We start from the raw sequence: 13,084 nt of genomic DNA, 5'->3' as shown, positions 1-13,084 counted from the left end.
GGCTCGCCGTCCGTACGGGTCAGATCTCGATGCAGGTGCGCAGCGCGGTGCCGGTGCGCATCTGGTCGAGGGCGTCGTTGATGTCGGCGAGCCGGACGCGGTGGGTGATCATGCCTTCGAGGTCGATCCGGCCGGCCCGCCACAGGGCGATGGCGCGTTCGTAGGAGCGCAGCACGTCCCCGCCGCCGTACAGCGACGGCAGGATCCGCTTCTCGTCGAAGAACAGCTCGAACATGTTGACCTGGAAGGTGTCGTCCATGGCGCCCGCGCCGACCACGCACAGGGTGCCGCCGCGCCGCGCCATGTCGTAGGCGGTGCGGGCGGTGGCGGACTTGCCGACCACCTCGAAGACGTAGTCGAAGCCCTCGCCCCCGGTGATCCGGGCCTTGGCGTCGGCGAACGCGTCGGGTGCGACGGCTTCGGTGGCGCCGAAGCCCAGGGCGGCGTCGCGGCGGGCGGCGATCGGGTCGACGGCGATGATCTGGGCGGCGCCGCAGGCCCGGGCGCCCTGGATGACGGAGACGCCGACGCCGCCGCAGCCGATCACCGCGACCGACGAACCGGGCTCCACCTGGGCGGTGTTGAAGGCCGCGCCGAGGCCGGTGGTGACGCCGCAGCCGATCAGGGCGGCGATCTCGAAGGGCACGTCGTCGGGGATGGGGACCGCGCAGTGGGCGCCGACGACGACTTCCTCGGCGAAGGTGCCGGTCCCGGCGAAGCCGAAGACGTCCGACGGGGTGCCGCCGGTCCGCCGGAAGTTGGGCGTGCCGGCGTTCATGAATCCGGCCAGGCACAGATGGGTCTGGCCGCGTTTGCAGGAGGGGCAGCCGCCGCAGGCGGGCAGCCAGCACATCAGGACGCGGTCGCCCGGCCGGAGCCCGGTGACGCCGTCGCCGACGTCGAGGATCTCGCCGGCGCCCTCGTGCCCGGGGATGAAGGGCGCGGGCTGCGGCAGCACCCCGTTCATCGCGGAGAGGTCGGAATGGCACAGTCCGGTCGCCCGTATCCGCATCCTGACCTTGCCGGGGCCGAACCCCACCGCCTCGATGTCGTCGAGGACTTCGAGCTTGTCCTGTCCGGTCTCGTGCTGTACGGCTGCGCGCACGGTGCGGCTCCTCTCGTACGTACGGACGTGCGGATGCGCTCGGGGTCAGCGGTGGGTGACGACGGTGTCGGCCAGGACCGGGGCGTCGGCGCGGTCGGCGGCGGTGACCGCGACCTGGACGCGGCCGGGGCCGGGGGCGTCGCGCCACATGCGGATACGCAGCGTCTCGCCGGGGAAGGCGATGCCGGCGAAGCGGGTGGTGTAGGCGCGGACGCGGGAGACGTCGCCGCCGAGGACGGTGTCGACGACGGCCTTGAGGGTGACGCCGTAGGAGCACAGGCCGTGCAGGATCGGCCGGTCGAAGCCGGCCGTCGCCGCGAACTCCGGGTCGGCGTGCAGGGGATTCCAGTCGCCGCTGAGGCGGTAGAGCAGCGCCTGGTCGGCGCGGATGTGCCGCTCGGCGGTGAGGTCGGGGGCGCGGCCCGGTGGTTCGAGGCGGGCGGAGGGGCCGCGGTCGCCGCCGAAGCCGCCCTCGCCGCGGACGAAGATCTGGCTGTCGCAGGTCCACAACGGTCCGTCCTCGTCGGCGACTTCGGAGCGCAGCACGATGACGGCGGCCTTGCCCTTGTCGTGGACGGCGGGGACGGTGGAGGTCTGGGTGGCGCGGCCGCGTACCGGCAGGGGGCGGTGGACGGTGACGCTCTGGCCGCCGTGGAGGACGGCGGCGAGGTCGACGTCGATGCCGAGGGCGCCGAGCCCGCCGGCGGCATCGTTTCCTTCCCCGGGTTCGCGGCTCCGGTCGGGCACGGGCGACCCCGATCCCGCGACGGTCGCGAAGCTGGGCAGGACGTGCAGGGCGCTTTCCAGGGTGTAGCGCAGTTCGGCGGGGTCGGTGGCCGCGTCCGGCTTGTCGGGGGTGGCCGCGCCGGCGCCGACGCCGAGGTGGTAGAGCTGGACGTCCTTGTGGTCCCAGACGAGTTCGGTGATCCGCGGTTCGGCGGAGGTGGCCTTGGCAACGTCGATGGGCATGGGGCTGCTGGCTCCTTCACCACGGTGGGAAGACCCCGGCGCGGCCGTCCGCACCGTCGGCCGTGCCGGGGTCGTATCCGGTCGGCCGGCGGCGCCCGTCAGCACACTTCTAGAACGCGTTCTAGCCGATGGGTGTCATGTATAGCCGATCCGTCCGGCACCGGGAAGACCCCTGACGGCTTGTCAGTTCCGCTCCGCCCGCCCGCGCGGCAGGGCGATGACCATCAACGCGATGGCCGCCACCAGGACCAGCGAGCCGACCCGGAAGGCCAGTCCGTAGCCACTCGCCAGCGCCGCCGGGCCGTGGCCGGCCTCGATGCGGGCGGCGGCGACGGTGGACAGGACGGACAGGCCGAGCGCGCCGCCCATCTGGCGCGAGGTGTTGATCAGGCCCGAGACCAGGCCCTGGTCGGCGGGGTCGGCGCCGGAGGTGGCGATGGCGGCGATGGGGGTGGCGGTCAGGCCCGCGCCGAACGCCATGAGGATGCCGGGGCCCAGGAGCGTGGTGAGGTACGTACCGTCGGCGCCCATCGTGCTCTGCCAGCCCATGCCGCACACGGAGACGACCGCGCCCACGACGGCCAGCGTCTTGGCGCCCAGTTGGGTCATCAGGCGCGGCCCGAGCTTCGAGCCGAGGACGATGCTGAGCGAGTGCGGGATGAACGACAGCCCGGCCTCAAGGGGCGTGTAGGCGAGCACGTTCTGCACGTAGAGGGACAGGAAGTACCACATCGAGAACATGGCGGCGCCGGCCAGGACCATCGCGGCGTTCGCCGAGGACACCGAGCGCAGCCGGAAGAGGCCGAGCGGCATCAGCGGGGCCTTGGCGCGCGCCTCCACGGCGATGAAGGCCGCGACGAGGAGCAGTCCGGCGGCCAGCGGCAGCAGGGTCGACGCCGAGACCCAGCCGTCGGTCTCGGTCCGCACGATGCCGTACGCCACCAGGGCCAGCCCGCCGGTCACCAGCAGCGCGCCGGGGACGTCGAGCCGCCGCCCGGTGTCCCGCCGGCTCTCGGTGAGCCACAGCACCGCGCCGGCCAGGACGAGCGCGCCGACCGGCACGTTGATCAGCAGCACCCAGCGCCACGACAGGTACTGGGTCAGCACCCCGCCGACGAGGCCGCCCACCGCGCCGCCGCCCGCGCCGACCGCCGTCCAGGTGGCGATGGCCCGGGTGCGGGCCGGGCCGGCCGGGAAGGAGGTGGTCAGGATCGTCAGGGTGGCCGGGGAGAGCACGGCCGCGCCGACGCCCTGGACGGTGCGGGCCGCGATCAGTTGCCAGGGCTCCTGGGCGAGGCCGCCGCCCAGGCTCGCGATCGTGAAGAGCCCGAGACCGGCGACGAAGATCCGCTTGCGCCCGAAGAGGTCGGCGGCCCGGCCGCCCAGCAGCATGAAGCCCGCGAAGGTGATGACGTAGGCGTTGACGATCCACTGCAGGCCCAGTTCGCTCAGGCCGAGCCCCGCACGCATGTTGGGCAGCGCGACGTTGACGACGGAGACGTCCAGGACGACGAGGAACTGGCCGGCGCACACCAGCAGCATCAGCAGCCAGGCGGGCGCGGCGGTACGGCGCGGGGTGCGGGACAGCGTGGTGGGGGTGGCTATCGGGGGCATGCCGACCATGCTCGCATTCGGCGCGCGGGGCCCGCATCGGGATATCGGTGTACATGCCAGTTGACCGGGGACCTAGGTCGGAGGGAGGAGGGGATTCCGGTGGCCCGGGCCTCACTTGCGCAACAGGGTCACCACCGCCGCGCCGCCGAGGCCGATGTTGTGCGCCAGACCGACCCGGGCGCCGGCCACCTGCCGTGTCCCCGCCGTGCCGCGCAGGTGCCACACCAGCTCGGCGGCCTGCGCGAGTCCGGTCGCGCCCAGCGGATGGCCCTTGGAGATCAGGCCGCCGGAGGGGTTGACGACCCAGCGTCCGCCGTACGTCGTGGCGCCGTCGGCGACCAGCTTCCCCGACGCGCCGTCCGCGCACATCCCCAACGCCTCGTACGTCAGTAGTTCGTTGACCGAGAAGCAGTCGTGCAGCTCGATGACGTCCACGTCCTCGATGCCGAGCCCGCTCGCCTCGTACACCTGCCGGGCCGCGGCCCGGGACATCGGCTTGCCGACGACGTCGATGCAGGAGCCGGCGGCGAAACTCTCCTCGGTGTCCGTCGTCATGGCCTGCGCGACGATCTCCACCGCCCGTTCGGCCAGGCCGTGTTCGCGGACGAACCGCTCGGAGGCGACGACGGCGGCGGCCGCGCCGTCGGAGGTCGGCGAGCACTGCAGCCGGGTCAGCGGGCGGTGGATGGTCTTGGCCGCGAGGATCTCCTGGACGGTGTAGACGTCCTGGAACTGGGCGTGGGGATTGTGCGCGGAGTGCCGGTGGTTCTTGGCGCCGACGGCGGCGAGCTGTTCCTCTGTGGTGCCGTAGCGGTCCATGTGCTCGCGGGCGGCGTTGCCGAAGATCTGGGCGGTGGGCGGGGTCATCTCGAAGCCGTGCGCGGCCGCCATGACGCCGTAGTGCCGGGCCACCGGCGAGGTCGCGAAGTCGCCGCCGTCCGAGCCGCCGCCCAGCGCGCCGCGCTTCATCTTCTCGAAGCCGAGGGCGAGGACGCAGTCGTTGACGCCCGCCTCGACGAACTGGCGGGCCATCATCAGGGCGGTCGAGCCGGTGGCGCAGTTGTTGTTGACGTTGTAGACGGGGACGCCGGTCAGCCCCAGTTCGTACGCGGCCCGCTGTCCGGCCGTCGACGCCTGGTAGCAGTAGCCGACCGCCACCTGCTCGACCGCGTCGTAGCCGGTCCCGGCGTCGGCGAGCGCCTTGGTGCCCGCCTCCTCGGCCATGTCCCAGTACTGCCAGTCGCGGCTCTCGGGCTTTTCGAACCGGGTCATCCCGACCCCGACGAGGTATGCCTTGCCGGCCATGCGGGTCCTCCAGTGCGTCGGGCGGGGGCGGGGCTCGGGGTCGCGATGGTCGCCCACGCCGGGCAGGCAGACTAGAACACGTTCCAATCTGAGGGAAGGTCGGATGGCGAAGTCGGACGGGCCGACCGGAGGGCGGGGCGGACGCGCGGCCGCCCCCCGGTCCCCTCGCGCACCTCGCACGCCTCGCGCCCCTTTTGTCGCGCCGCCGCTGTCCGCATTCGCCGCGAACGGTTCGCATACGCCCCGGAAACGGCGGGATGAATTCCGGTGCCGCACCCGCTCGCCCGCCCCTCCCCCACTCTCCGTACGCGAATTCACCGCCGGCGGACATCCGGGAAAGACCGGCAGGAAATCAGGGAAAAAAGCGGCAGGACATACGGCAGGACACGGCGGGAGATACGAACCGCTGTTCTGGCCCGTTCCGGCATTTCGGAATGCGCGCACCGGTGGCCGGAGCACCCCCGCACCGCCCGCCGCGCCGCATACGGCACCATGAGCCACTGACCGCATCACCAGGAGGAAGCCCATGGCCGCTCCCACGGCTCCCATAACTCCGCAGCCGGAGATTCTCGCCGCTTTCGAGGCGGCGAAGGGCTTCATGCCCGTGGACGAGGGCCTGGCCCTGTACGCGGCCGCCACCGAGGCGGCGGCGCTCGGCCTGCCACTGGTCGAGGTCGGTACGTACTGCGGGCGGTCCACGATCCTGCTCGCGGACGCCGCCCGCGGCGCGGGGATCACGGCCGTCACCGTCGACCACCACCGGGGCAGCGAGGAGCAGCAGCCCGGCTGGGAGTACCACGACCCGTCGGTCGTCGACCCCGAGGTCGGCCGGATGGACACGCTGCCCACCTTCCGCCGCACGCTGCACGCGGCCGGCCTGGAGGACCACGTGATCGCCCTGGTGGGCCGTTCTCCGCAGGCCGCGGCCCTCTGGCAGGCCCCGGTCGGCCTGGTCTTCATCGACGGCGGCCACACCGACGAGCACGCCCGCGCCGACTACGAGGGCTGGGCGCCGCACGTGGCCCCCGGCGGCCTCCTGGTCATCCACGACGTCTTCGCGGACCCGGCGGACGGCGGCCAGGCCCCGTACCGCGTCTACCGCAGGGCCCTGGAGTCCGGCGCGTTCACCGAGACGTCCGTCCACCGCTCGCTGCACGTCCTGCGCCGCACCGGCCCCGGCATCTGAGCGGCGATCGCGAACGTGTCCGACGGCAGCACCTTCCCCCCGCGCCGCCGCCTGCGCGGCACCCTCCTCGTCACGCTGGCCGGCCTGGTGGCGGCGTGTGCCGCGGGCTGGCTGATCTGGCGCTCCTCGGGCGGCGACGGGGGCGAGCCCGGCCGGGCGGCGCCGCCCGCACCGTCCGCGTCCCCGGGCGGCGGCGCGGACGGGTCAGGGTCGGACGGTGGGAATGCGGACGGCGGGAACGCGGACGGCGGCTCCAAGGGCGGCTCGGGCACGGCGAAACCGAACGGCCGCCTCAAGGGGAAGGTCGTGGTGATCGACCCCGGGCACAATCCGCGCAACCGCGATCACGGGCGGGACATCGCCCGGCTGGTGAACATCGGCAACGACCGCAAGGAATGCGACACCACCGGCACCTCCACCAACGACGGCTACGCCGAGGCCGCGTTCACCCTGGACGTCGCCCGCCGCGCCCGCACCCTCCTCCAGGACCAGGGGGCGAAGGTCGTCTTCACCCAGGACGGCGACCGCCCGTACGGCCCGTGCGTGGACGAGCGGGCCGCCCTCGGGAACAGGGCCCGTGCCGACGCGGCGGTCTCCGTCCACGCCGACGGCTCGGGCGCCGGCAACCGCGGTTTCCACGTCATCCTGCCCGCACGCGTCACGGCCGGACCGGCGGACACCTCCGCGATCGTGGCGCCCTCCCGGGAACTGGGCGAACGCCTGGCGGGCCGGTTCCTGGCGGTGACCGGAAGCGCTCCTTCCAATTACATCGGCGGCGGCACCGGCCTGGACGTGCGCTCCGATCTCGGCGGCCTGAACCTCTCGACGGTGCCGAAGGTGTTCATCGAGTGCGGCAATATGCGCGACGCGAAGGACGCCGCGCATTTGACCGACGCGCGGTGGCGGCAAAAGGCGGCGCGGGGGATCACCGAGGGCATTACGGACTTCCTGACCCGCTGACCGCGGCCGTCGAAAGCCGCCGATAGGCCACGGCTTACGGCCGCGGATACCGCCACCGCCGCCACCGGCGATACGACGTCCAAACGAAGAAGACGGCCCGGCGGATTCGGCGATAGGTTCCCCTTTACGATGGGGGGCCACCGCCGTGCCTCGCACCGCGCGCCAGCGACCGCGACGACCAGATCCACGAAACCGACAAAGGACCCTTACGTGAACATCCGCTCCCTCACTCGAGGCGACGGCGTGGTGATCGGAGCAGCGGTGTTGCTGTTCATCGCCTCGTTCCTCGACCTCACCTCGTACGACGCCCCTCCGTGCAGCGGCAAGTTCTGCCCCCCGGAGGCGGACAACCCCAACGCGTGGGATTCCCTGCGGCTGCTGATGAGCGTCTACCTGGCGGGTATCGCCGCCGCGGCCCTGGTCGTGGTGTCGCGCGCCCTGCCGCAGCCGCGCAAGGTCGCCGGTCTGGAACTCACCCAGATCGGTGTGGCGCTGGCCGTCTTCGTCGCCTGGACCGAGTTCTGGACGATCATCGACAGCCACGGCGCGTCCGCCGGCCTGATCCTCGGCCTGATCGCCAGCCTCGTCCTGGCCGGCGCGGCCGTCGCCACGCCCCTGGTCCCCGCACTGAAGGCCGCCCTGGTCGGCGCGCCCAAGCCACAGGTGGCCTCGCCGTACGGCGCCGGCCCCAACCCGGGCTACGGCTACCCCGGCGCGCAGCAGCAGCCGCCGGCCGGCGGCTACGGCTACCCGGCGGGCCAGCAGCAGGCGCCGCAGCCGGCCGACGCGTCCTACGGCGGCCAGCAGGCGCCGGCCGGTGGCACGGCAGGGGGCGCGCAGGGTGCCGCGGCGGCCGCCGGCTCCGCCGAGTTCGCGCCGTTCTGGTTCGCGGTGCCCGTCGCGCGCCCGCTGTACGGCGAGGACGGTTCGCCGTCGCCGATCGCCGAACTGGCGCCCGGCACCTGGTACCTCGCGGTGGAGCAGCGCGGCCAGGCCCTGATCGCGCAGACCCAGGACGGCCGGCGCGGCGTCCTCCAGGACACCACCGGCATCCAGCGCGGCTGACACCGGCGAGCGACACCGGAACGCACAGCGGTCCTTTCGCGGCCCCTCGTCCTCCACGGGCGGGGGGCCGTTGCGCTGCCCGCACCCGGGTCGTACAGTGCGCGGGCGACACAGATCTGACGGGGCGTCACAAAACCGGCCCGGCCGTACGGGCGGGCGTACGTACGGGCCCCTCGTCAGAGCACCGAACGTGAACCGTCACCGTCACGGAGAGGCGGCACCATGCGACTCGGCCTGGCACTCGGCTACTGGGGACGCGGTCCCGACCCCGCCCACCTCGAACTCGCCCGCGCGGCCGAGCGGCTGGGCTACGACTCGGTGTGGACCGCGGAAGCCTGGGGCTCGGACGCCTTCACCACGCTCACCTGGATCGCCGCCCACACCTCACGGATCTCCCTGGGCACCTGCGTCGCACAGATGGCCGCGCGCACCCCCACCGCCACCGCGATGCACGCCCTGACCCTCGATCACCTCTCGGGAGGCCGGCTGACGCTGGGCCTCGGGCTGTCCGGGCCGCAGGTCGTCGAGGGGTGGTACGGGCGGCCGTTTCCCAAGAGCCCGCTGACCGCGACCCGCGAGTACGTGGACGTCGTCCGCCAGGTCCTGCGCCGCCGGGCGCCGGTGGAGTCGGACGGCCTCTTCCATCCGCACCCCTATCGCGGTGCGGACGGCACCGGTCTGGGCAAGCCGCTGAAGCCCATCACGCACCCGCTGCGCGGCGATCTGCCCGTCTTCCTGGGCGCCGAGGGCCCCAAGAACATCGCGCAGACCACGCGGATCGCGGACGGCTGGCTGCCGCTGTACTGGTCACCGACGCGCACCGAGGTCTATCGCGCGTCCCTCGACGGCGCGCCCGACGGTTTCCGCGTCGCCCCCATGGCGCGCGCGAAGGTTTGCGACGATGTGGCCGAGGGGCTGCTTCCGGTGAAGGCGATGCTCGGCTTCTACATCGGCGGGATGGGGCACGCGAGCAGGAATTTCCACGCCGACCTGATGGCGCGCATGGGCTTCGAGGAGGAGGCCGGGCGGGTGCGGGAGCTGTTCCTCCAGGGCCGTCGGGAGGAGGCGGTGCGGGCCGTCCCCGACGCCTTCGCCGACGAGATCTCGCTGGTCGGGCCGCGCGAACGGATCGCGGAGCGCCTGGAGTTGTGGCGCGCGGGGCCGGTCACCGACCTGCTGGTCACCGCGCCCGACCCGCACACGCTCCGGGTGCTGGCCGAACTGGCCTGCTGAACGCCGGCCGTCGCCACGCCTCTCACCCGAACGACGCGCGCGCCGACCACAGGTCGAGCAGCGCGCGGTCGCCGAGCACCGGGCGCGTCCGCCTACCGGCAGCAGTCCGGATCGAGGCCCTCCGGCAGTCGTTCGCCGCCGAAGACGGAGGTGGTCGCCTCGTCGCCGCCCAGTGCGGCGACCGCCAGGAGGAGGGATCCGGCCGTCCAGGAGGTGAGTTCGCGGGGCCAGATCGCGTCGTCGTCGAAGACGTAGCCGGTCCAGTACATGCCGTTGTCGGCGCGCAGGTGCTGCATCCACTTCAGGATCTGCACGGCCCGTTCGGACTCGCCCATCGCCCACAGGGCGAGGGCCAGTTCGGCGCTCTCGCCGCCGGTGACCCAGGGGTTGGGCAGGACGCAGCGCACCCCGAGGCCCGGTACGACGAAGCGTTCCCAGTCCGCGTCGATCCGCTGCCGGGCGTCCTCGCCGCGCACCGCGCCGCCCAGCACCGGGTAGTACCAGTCCATGGAGTAGCGGGCCTTGTCCAGGAAGCGCTCGGGGTGGTGGCGTATCGCGTGGCCGAGGCGGCCGAGAGCCAGTTCCCAGTCGGGCTGCGGCTCCTCGCGCTGGTCGGCGAGCGCGAGGGCGCAGCGCAGCGCCTGGTAGACGGAGGAGGAGCCGGTCAGCAGCGCGTCGGTGACGGGGGTGCCGTCGTCCTCGCGCTTCCAGCCGATCTCGCCGCCGGGCTGCTGGAGTTCCAGGACGTATTCGATCGCCGCGTAGACCGCGGGCCACATGCGGTCCAGGAACGTCTCGTCGCCGGTGGACAGGAAGTGGTGCCAGACGCCGACCGCGATGTAGGCGCAGAAGTTGGTCTCGCGGCCGCGGTCGGTGGGCGCCTCGGCGTCCCCGTCGGCGTAGGCCGCGTACCAGGAACCGTCGGGGTTCTGGTGGCGGACCAGCCAGTCGTACGCGGCCTCGGCGCGCTCGTGTTCGCCGGCCGCGTCCAGGGCCATGGCGGCCTCGGTGTGGTCCCACGGGTCGAGGTGGTGGCCGCGGAACCAGGGGATCGCGCCGTCCTCACGCTGGGTCGCCACGATGCCGGCGACCGTGCGAGCCGCCTGTTCGGCGGTGAGCACCCCCGGCAGGACCAGCCGTTCGGTACGCCCGGGACTCGTCACTTGGCGGCCCCGGCGGCGGTCTTGGAGGTCGCCGGTGCGGCGGTGGCCGGCGCGGCGTCCGTGCCGGGCAGGTGCGGCTTCGTGGCGTAGGCGACGAAGCTCTTGCCGATGAGCGGGTTGAGCGCCTGCTCGGCGAGGCGGGTGGCCAGCGGTTTCTTCATGATGTCCCAGACCAGGAGCTTGTGGTACGCCTTCACCGGCAGCGCCTGGTCGTTGTCGACCCCGAAGGCGCATTTGAGCCACCAGTAGGGGCTGTGCAGGCCGTGGGCGTGGTGCGTGCCGTAGGGCTTCAGGCCCGCCTCGCGCATCTTGCCGAGCAGTTCGTCGGCCCGGTAGATGCGGATGTGGCCGCCCTCGACCTCGTGGTACGCGTCGCTGAGCGCCCAGCAGATCTTCTCGGGGCCGTAGCGGGGCACGGTGACGGCGATCCGGCCGCCGGGGCGCAGCACCCGGACCATTTCGGCGAGTACGCCCTTGTCGTCGGGGATGTGCTCCATGACCTCGGAGATGATCACGACGTCGAAGCTGTCGTCGGGGAACGGCAGGGCCAGCGCGTCGCCTTCCATGGCGGTGGCGGAGGCGCCCGCCGGGGCCTCGCCGGCCTCCTTCATCGCGGCGAACCACTTGGCGACCTCGCGGATCTCCTCGCCGTTCTGGTCGAGGGCGACGACCTGCGCGCCGCGCCGGTAGCACTCGAAGGCGTGCCGGCCGGCGCCGCAGCCCAGGTCGAGTACGCGATCGCCCGGGGCGAGCGGGAAGCGGGAAAAGTCGACGGTCAGCACGGCGTTCTGCTTTCGTCCGGCGGTTCAGGGCGGTGGTGGCTGGGGGAAGAGGGGCGGGCCCGGCCGGTGGCGGGTCGCGCGGCGCGGGGCCGGGCGGACTCACTCATCTAGGCGCGTCCGGCGGTGCTCGGGGTGGCGGGGGCCGCGCCCGTCGGGGCCTGGGCCAGGGCGCGGGCGGCGGCCGGGCCCGCCTGGAGGGCGATGGCCTCGCGGTAGCGCTCGGCGGTGCCGAGGGCGGCCTGGCGCCAGGTGAAGCGGGCCAGGACCCGTTCGCGACCGGCCGCGCCGAGCCGGCGGCGCAAGGGGGCGTCGCCCAGCAGGCGCAGCAGGCCGGCGGCCAGCGCCCCGGCGTCGCCCGGCGGCACCGCCAGGCAGGTCTCGCCGTCGGGGCCGGCGACTTCGGGGATGGCGCCGCCGGTGGTGGCCAGCAGCGGGGTGGCGGTGGCCATCGCCTCGGCGGCGGGCAGCGAGAAGCCCTCGTAGAGGGAGGGGACGCAGGCGATCTGGGCGCCGCGGACGAGGTCGACGAGCTCGGCGTCGCTGATGCCCTTGACGAACTCGATGGCGCCGGACAGGCCGTGCCGTTCTATGGCGGCGGCGACCGGCCCGTCGTCGGCGCGCTTGCCGACGACCACCAGATGCGCGTCGGGGTTTTCGGTGCGGACCTTGGCGAGCGCCTCGACGAGGTGGATCAGGCCCTTGAGCGGGACGTCCGCGCTGGAGGTGGTGACGATCCGGCCGGGCACCTCGGGGACGGACGGGTCGGGTGAGAAGAGGTCGGTGTCGGCGCCGATGTGCACGACGTGGATGCGGCCGTCCCGTACGCCGAGGTCGTCGATGATCTCCTGGCGGGAGGAGCCGGAGACGGTGAGGACGGACGGCAGCCGGCGGGCGACCCGCTTCTGCATGCGGGTGAAGCCGTACCAGCGGCGGACCGAGGCGCGGCGCTTCCAGCCGTCGGCGGCGTCGAGGTCGAGCCGCCGGTCGACGGTGATGGGGTGGTGGATGGTGGTGACCAGGGGGGCGCCGAGGGCGGCGGGGCCGCCGAGCAGGCCGTAGCCGAGGGTCTGGTTGTCGTGCACGACGTCGAACTCGCCGCGGCGGGCGGCGAGATGGCGCCGGGCCCGCAGGGAGAACGTCAGCGGTTCGGGGAAGCCGCCGGTCCACATGGTGCCGACTTCGAGGGCGTCGATCCAGTCGCGGAACTCGCCGGCCCGGGGCGTGCGGAACGGGTCGGGCTGGCGGTAGAGGTCGAGGCTGGGCAGCTCGGTCAGCGTCACCCCGTCGTCGAGGACGGGATAGGGCTGGGCGCCGATCACCTCGACGGTGTGGCCGAGGCGGGCCAGTTCGCGGGAGAGGTGGCGTACGTAGACGCCCTGACCGCCGCAGAACGGGTTCCCCTTGTAGGTGAGCATCGCGATGCGCAGGGGGCGTTCGCCGTTCTTCGGGCCGGAGGCCGAGGGTGCCTCCGCGGGGCGAGGCGCGGCTGCCTGGACGGCCTCTGCGGTCACGCTCGGCCCCCTTCTCACTGGACTTTCGCCGGAGCGTAACCGCTGGCGGTAATCTAGAACAAGTTTCAGAACTGTTCGGCTGCCGATCGGCTACCGATCAGTTCGCGGAGCCACGAATCTACCGGCCGGGAACGAGGCGCGAAGAGTCGCACCAGGTGATTCGCGCCACGGCCCGACCCCTGCCATGCTGT

The 13,084-nt window shown here is 73.1% G+C and carries 11 protein-coding genes; 4 read left to right on the top strand and 7 right to left on the bottom strand.

The annotated features are described in order from the left end of the window. Positions 1-19 precede the first annotated feature (19 nt). The 4 genes from ACZ45Z_RS07010 to ACZ45Z_RS06995 all read right to left on the bottom strand — a co-directional run bounded on the left by ACZ45Z_RS07010 (position 20) and on the right by ACZ45Z_RS06995 (position 4,993). Positions 20-1,105, bottom strand: a complete 1,086-nt coding sequence (locus tag ACZ45Z_RS07010; protein ID WP_468357276.1) for a Zn-dependent alcohol dehydrogenase — start codon at positions 1,103-1,105, stop codon at positions 20-22. Positions 1,106-1,150: 45 nt separating this feature from the next. Further along, positions 1,151-2,074 (bottom strand): MaoC/PaaZ C-terminal domain-containing protein, encoded by a 924-nt coding sequence (locus tag ACZ45Z_RS07005; RefSeq protein ID WP_468357273.1) that lies wholly within the window; start codon positions 2,072-2,074, stop codon positions 1,151-1,153. A 183-nt stretch (positions 2,075-2,257) separates the two neighbouring features. Further along, entirely contained in the window at positions 2,258-3,697 is a 1,440-nt protein-coding gene (locus tag ACZ45Z_RS07000; protein WP_468357270.1) for an MFS transporter, read from the bottom strand. 102 nt (positions 3,698-3,799) lie between these two features. Further along, positions 3,800-4,993 carry a lipid-transfer protein gene (locus ACZ45Z_RS06995; RefSeq protein ID WP_468357267.1) on the bottom strand — a complete coding sequence of 398 codons (1,194 nt, stop codon included), beginning with the start codon at positions 4,991-4,993 and terminating at the stop codon, positions 3,800-3,802. Between the two features lie 526 nt (positions 4,994-5,519). Between ACZ45Z_RS06995 and ACZ45Z_RS06990 the strand changes: the two genes are divergently transcribed. The 4 genes from ACZ45Z_RS06990 (at position 5,520) to ACZ45Z_RS06975 (ending at position 9,437) form a co-directional block, all read left to right on the top strand. Continuing rightward, a complete protein-coding gene (locus ACZ45Z_RS06990) occupies positions 5,520-6,179 on the top strand; it encodes a class I SAM-dependent methyltransferase (RefSeq protein ID WP_468357264.1) in 660 nt (219 codons plus the stop codon). 15 nt (positions 6,180-6,194) lie between these two features. Continuing rightward, positions 6,195-7,139, top strand: coding sequence for an N-acetylmuramoyl-L-alanine amidase (locus tag ACZ45Z_RS06985; protein ID WP_468357261.1), 945 nt, complete (start codon positions 6,195-6,197; stop codon positions 7,137-7,139). A gap of 210 nt (positions 7,140-7,349) precedes the next feature. After that, positions 7,350-8,204 carry a DUF5336 domain-containing protein gene (locus ACZ45Z_RS06980; RefSeq protein WP_468357258.1) on the top strand — a complete coding sequence of 285 codons (855 nt, stop codon included), beginning with the start codon at positions 7,350-7,352 and terminating at the stop codon, positions 8,202-8,204. 222 nt (positions 8,205-8,426) lie between these two features. Next, the gene (locus tag ACZ45Z_RS06975; protein WP_468357255.1) at positions 8,427-9,437 is read left to right on the top strand and encodes an LLM class F420-dependent oxidoreductase; all 1,011 of its coding nucleotides are present in this window, start codon (positions 8,427-8,429) and stop codon (positions 9,435-9,437) included. Positions 9,438-9,529: 92 nt separating this feature from the next. Here the strand turns inward: ACZ45Z_RS06975 and ACZ45Z_RS06970 are convergent, their stop codons facing one another. The 3 genes from ACZ45Z_RS06970 to ACZ45Z_RS06960 all read right to left on the bottom strand — a co-directional run bounded on the left by ACZ45Z_RS06970 (position 9,530) and on the right by ACZ45Z_RS06960 (position 12,893). Next, the gene (locus ACZ45Z_RS06970; RefSeq protein ID WP_468357252.1) at positions 9,530-10,600 is read right to left on the bottom strand and encodes a prenyltransferase/squalene oxidase repeat-containing protein; all 1,071 of its coding nucleotides are present in this window, start codon (positions 10,598-10,600) and stop codon (positions 9,530-9,532) included. Further along, on the bottom strand, positions 10,597-11,382 hold the full coding sequence (locus tag ACZ45Z_RS06965) for a class I SAM-dependent methyltransferase (RefSeq protein WP_468357249.1): 786 nt from the start codon (positions 11,380-11,382) through the stop codon (positions 10,597-10,599). Before ACZ45Z_RS06965 ends, ACZ45Z_RS06970 begins: the two co-directional genes overlap by 4 nt. A gap of 107 nt (positions 11,383-11,489) precedes the next feature. Then, complete coding sequence (locus ACZ45Z_RS06960; protein ID WP_468357247.1) at positions 11,490-12,893, bottom strand: glycosyltransferase family 4 protein; 1,404 nt, start codon at positions 12,891-12,893, stop codon at positions 11,490-11,492. Between the last annotated feature and the right edge of the window lie 191 nt (positions 12,894-13,084).

The organism is Streptomyces sp. NPDC031210 (genome assembly GCF_055570395.1).
This window is presented reverse-complemented; position numbering and strand designations above follow the sequence as displayed.

Excerpts from the sequence above, each read along its gene's own strand:
- ACZ45Z_RS07005 (WP_468357273.1), bottom strand. The coding sequence starts at position 2,074 with ATGCCCATCGACGTTGCCAAGGCCACCTCCGCCGAACCGCGGATCACC.
- ACZ45Z_RS07000 (WP_468357270.1), bottom strand. The coding sequence starts at position 3,697 with ATGGTCGGCATGCCCCCGATAGCCACCCCCACCACGCTGTCCCGCACC.
- ACZ45Z_RS06995 (WP_468357267.1), bottom strand. The coding sequence starts at position 4,993 with ATGGCCGGCAAGGCATACCTCGTCGGGGTCGGGATGACCCGGTTCGAA.
- ACZ45Z_RS06990 (WP_468357264.1), top strand. The coding sequence starts at position 5,520 with ATGGCCGCTCCCACGGCTCCCATAACTCCGCAGCCGGAGATTCTCGCC.
- ACZ45Z_RS06975 (WP_468357255.1), top strand. The coding sequence starts at position 8,427 with ATGCGACTCGGCCTGGCACTCGGCTACTGGGGACGCGGTCCCGACCCC.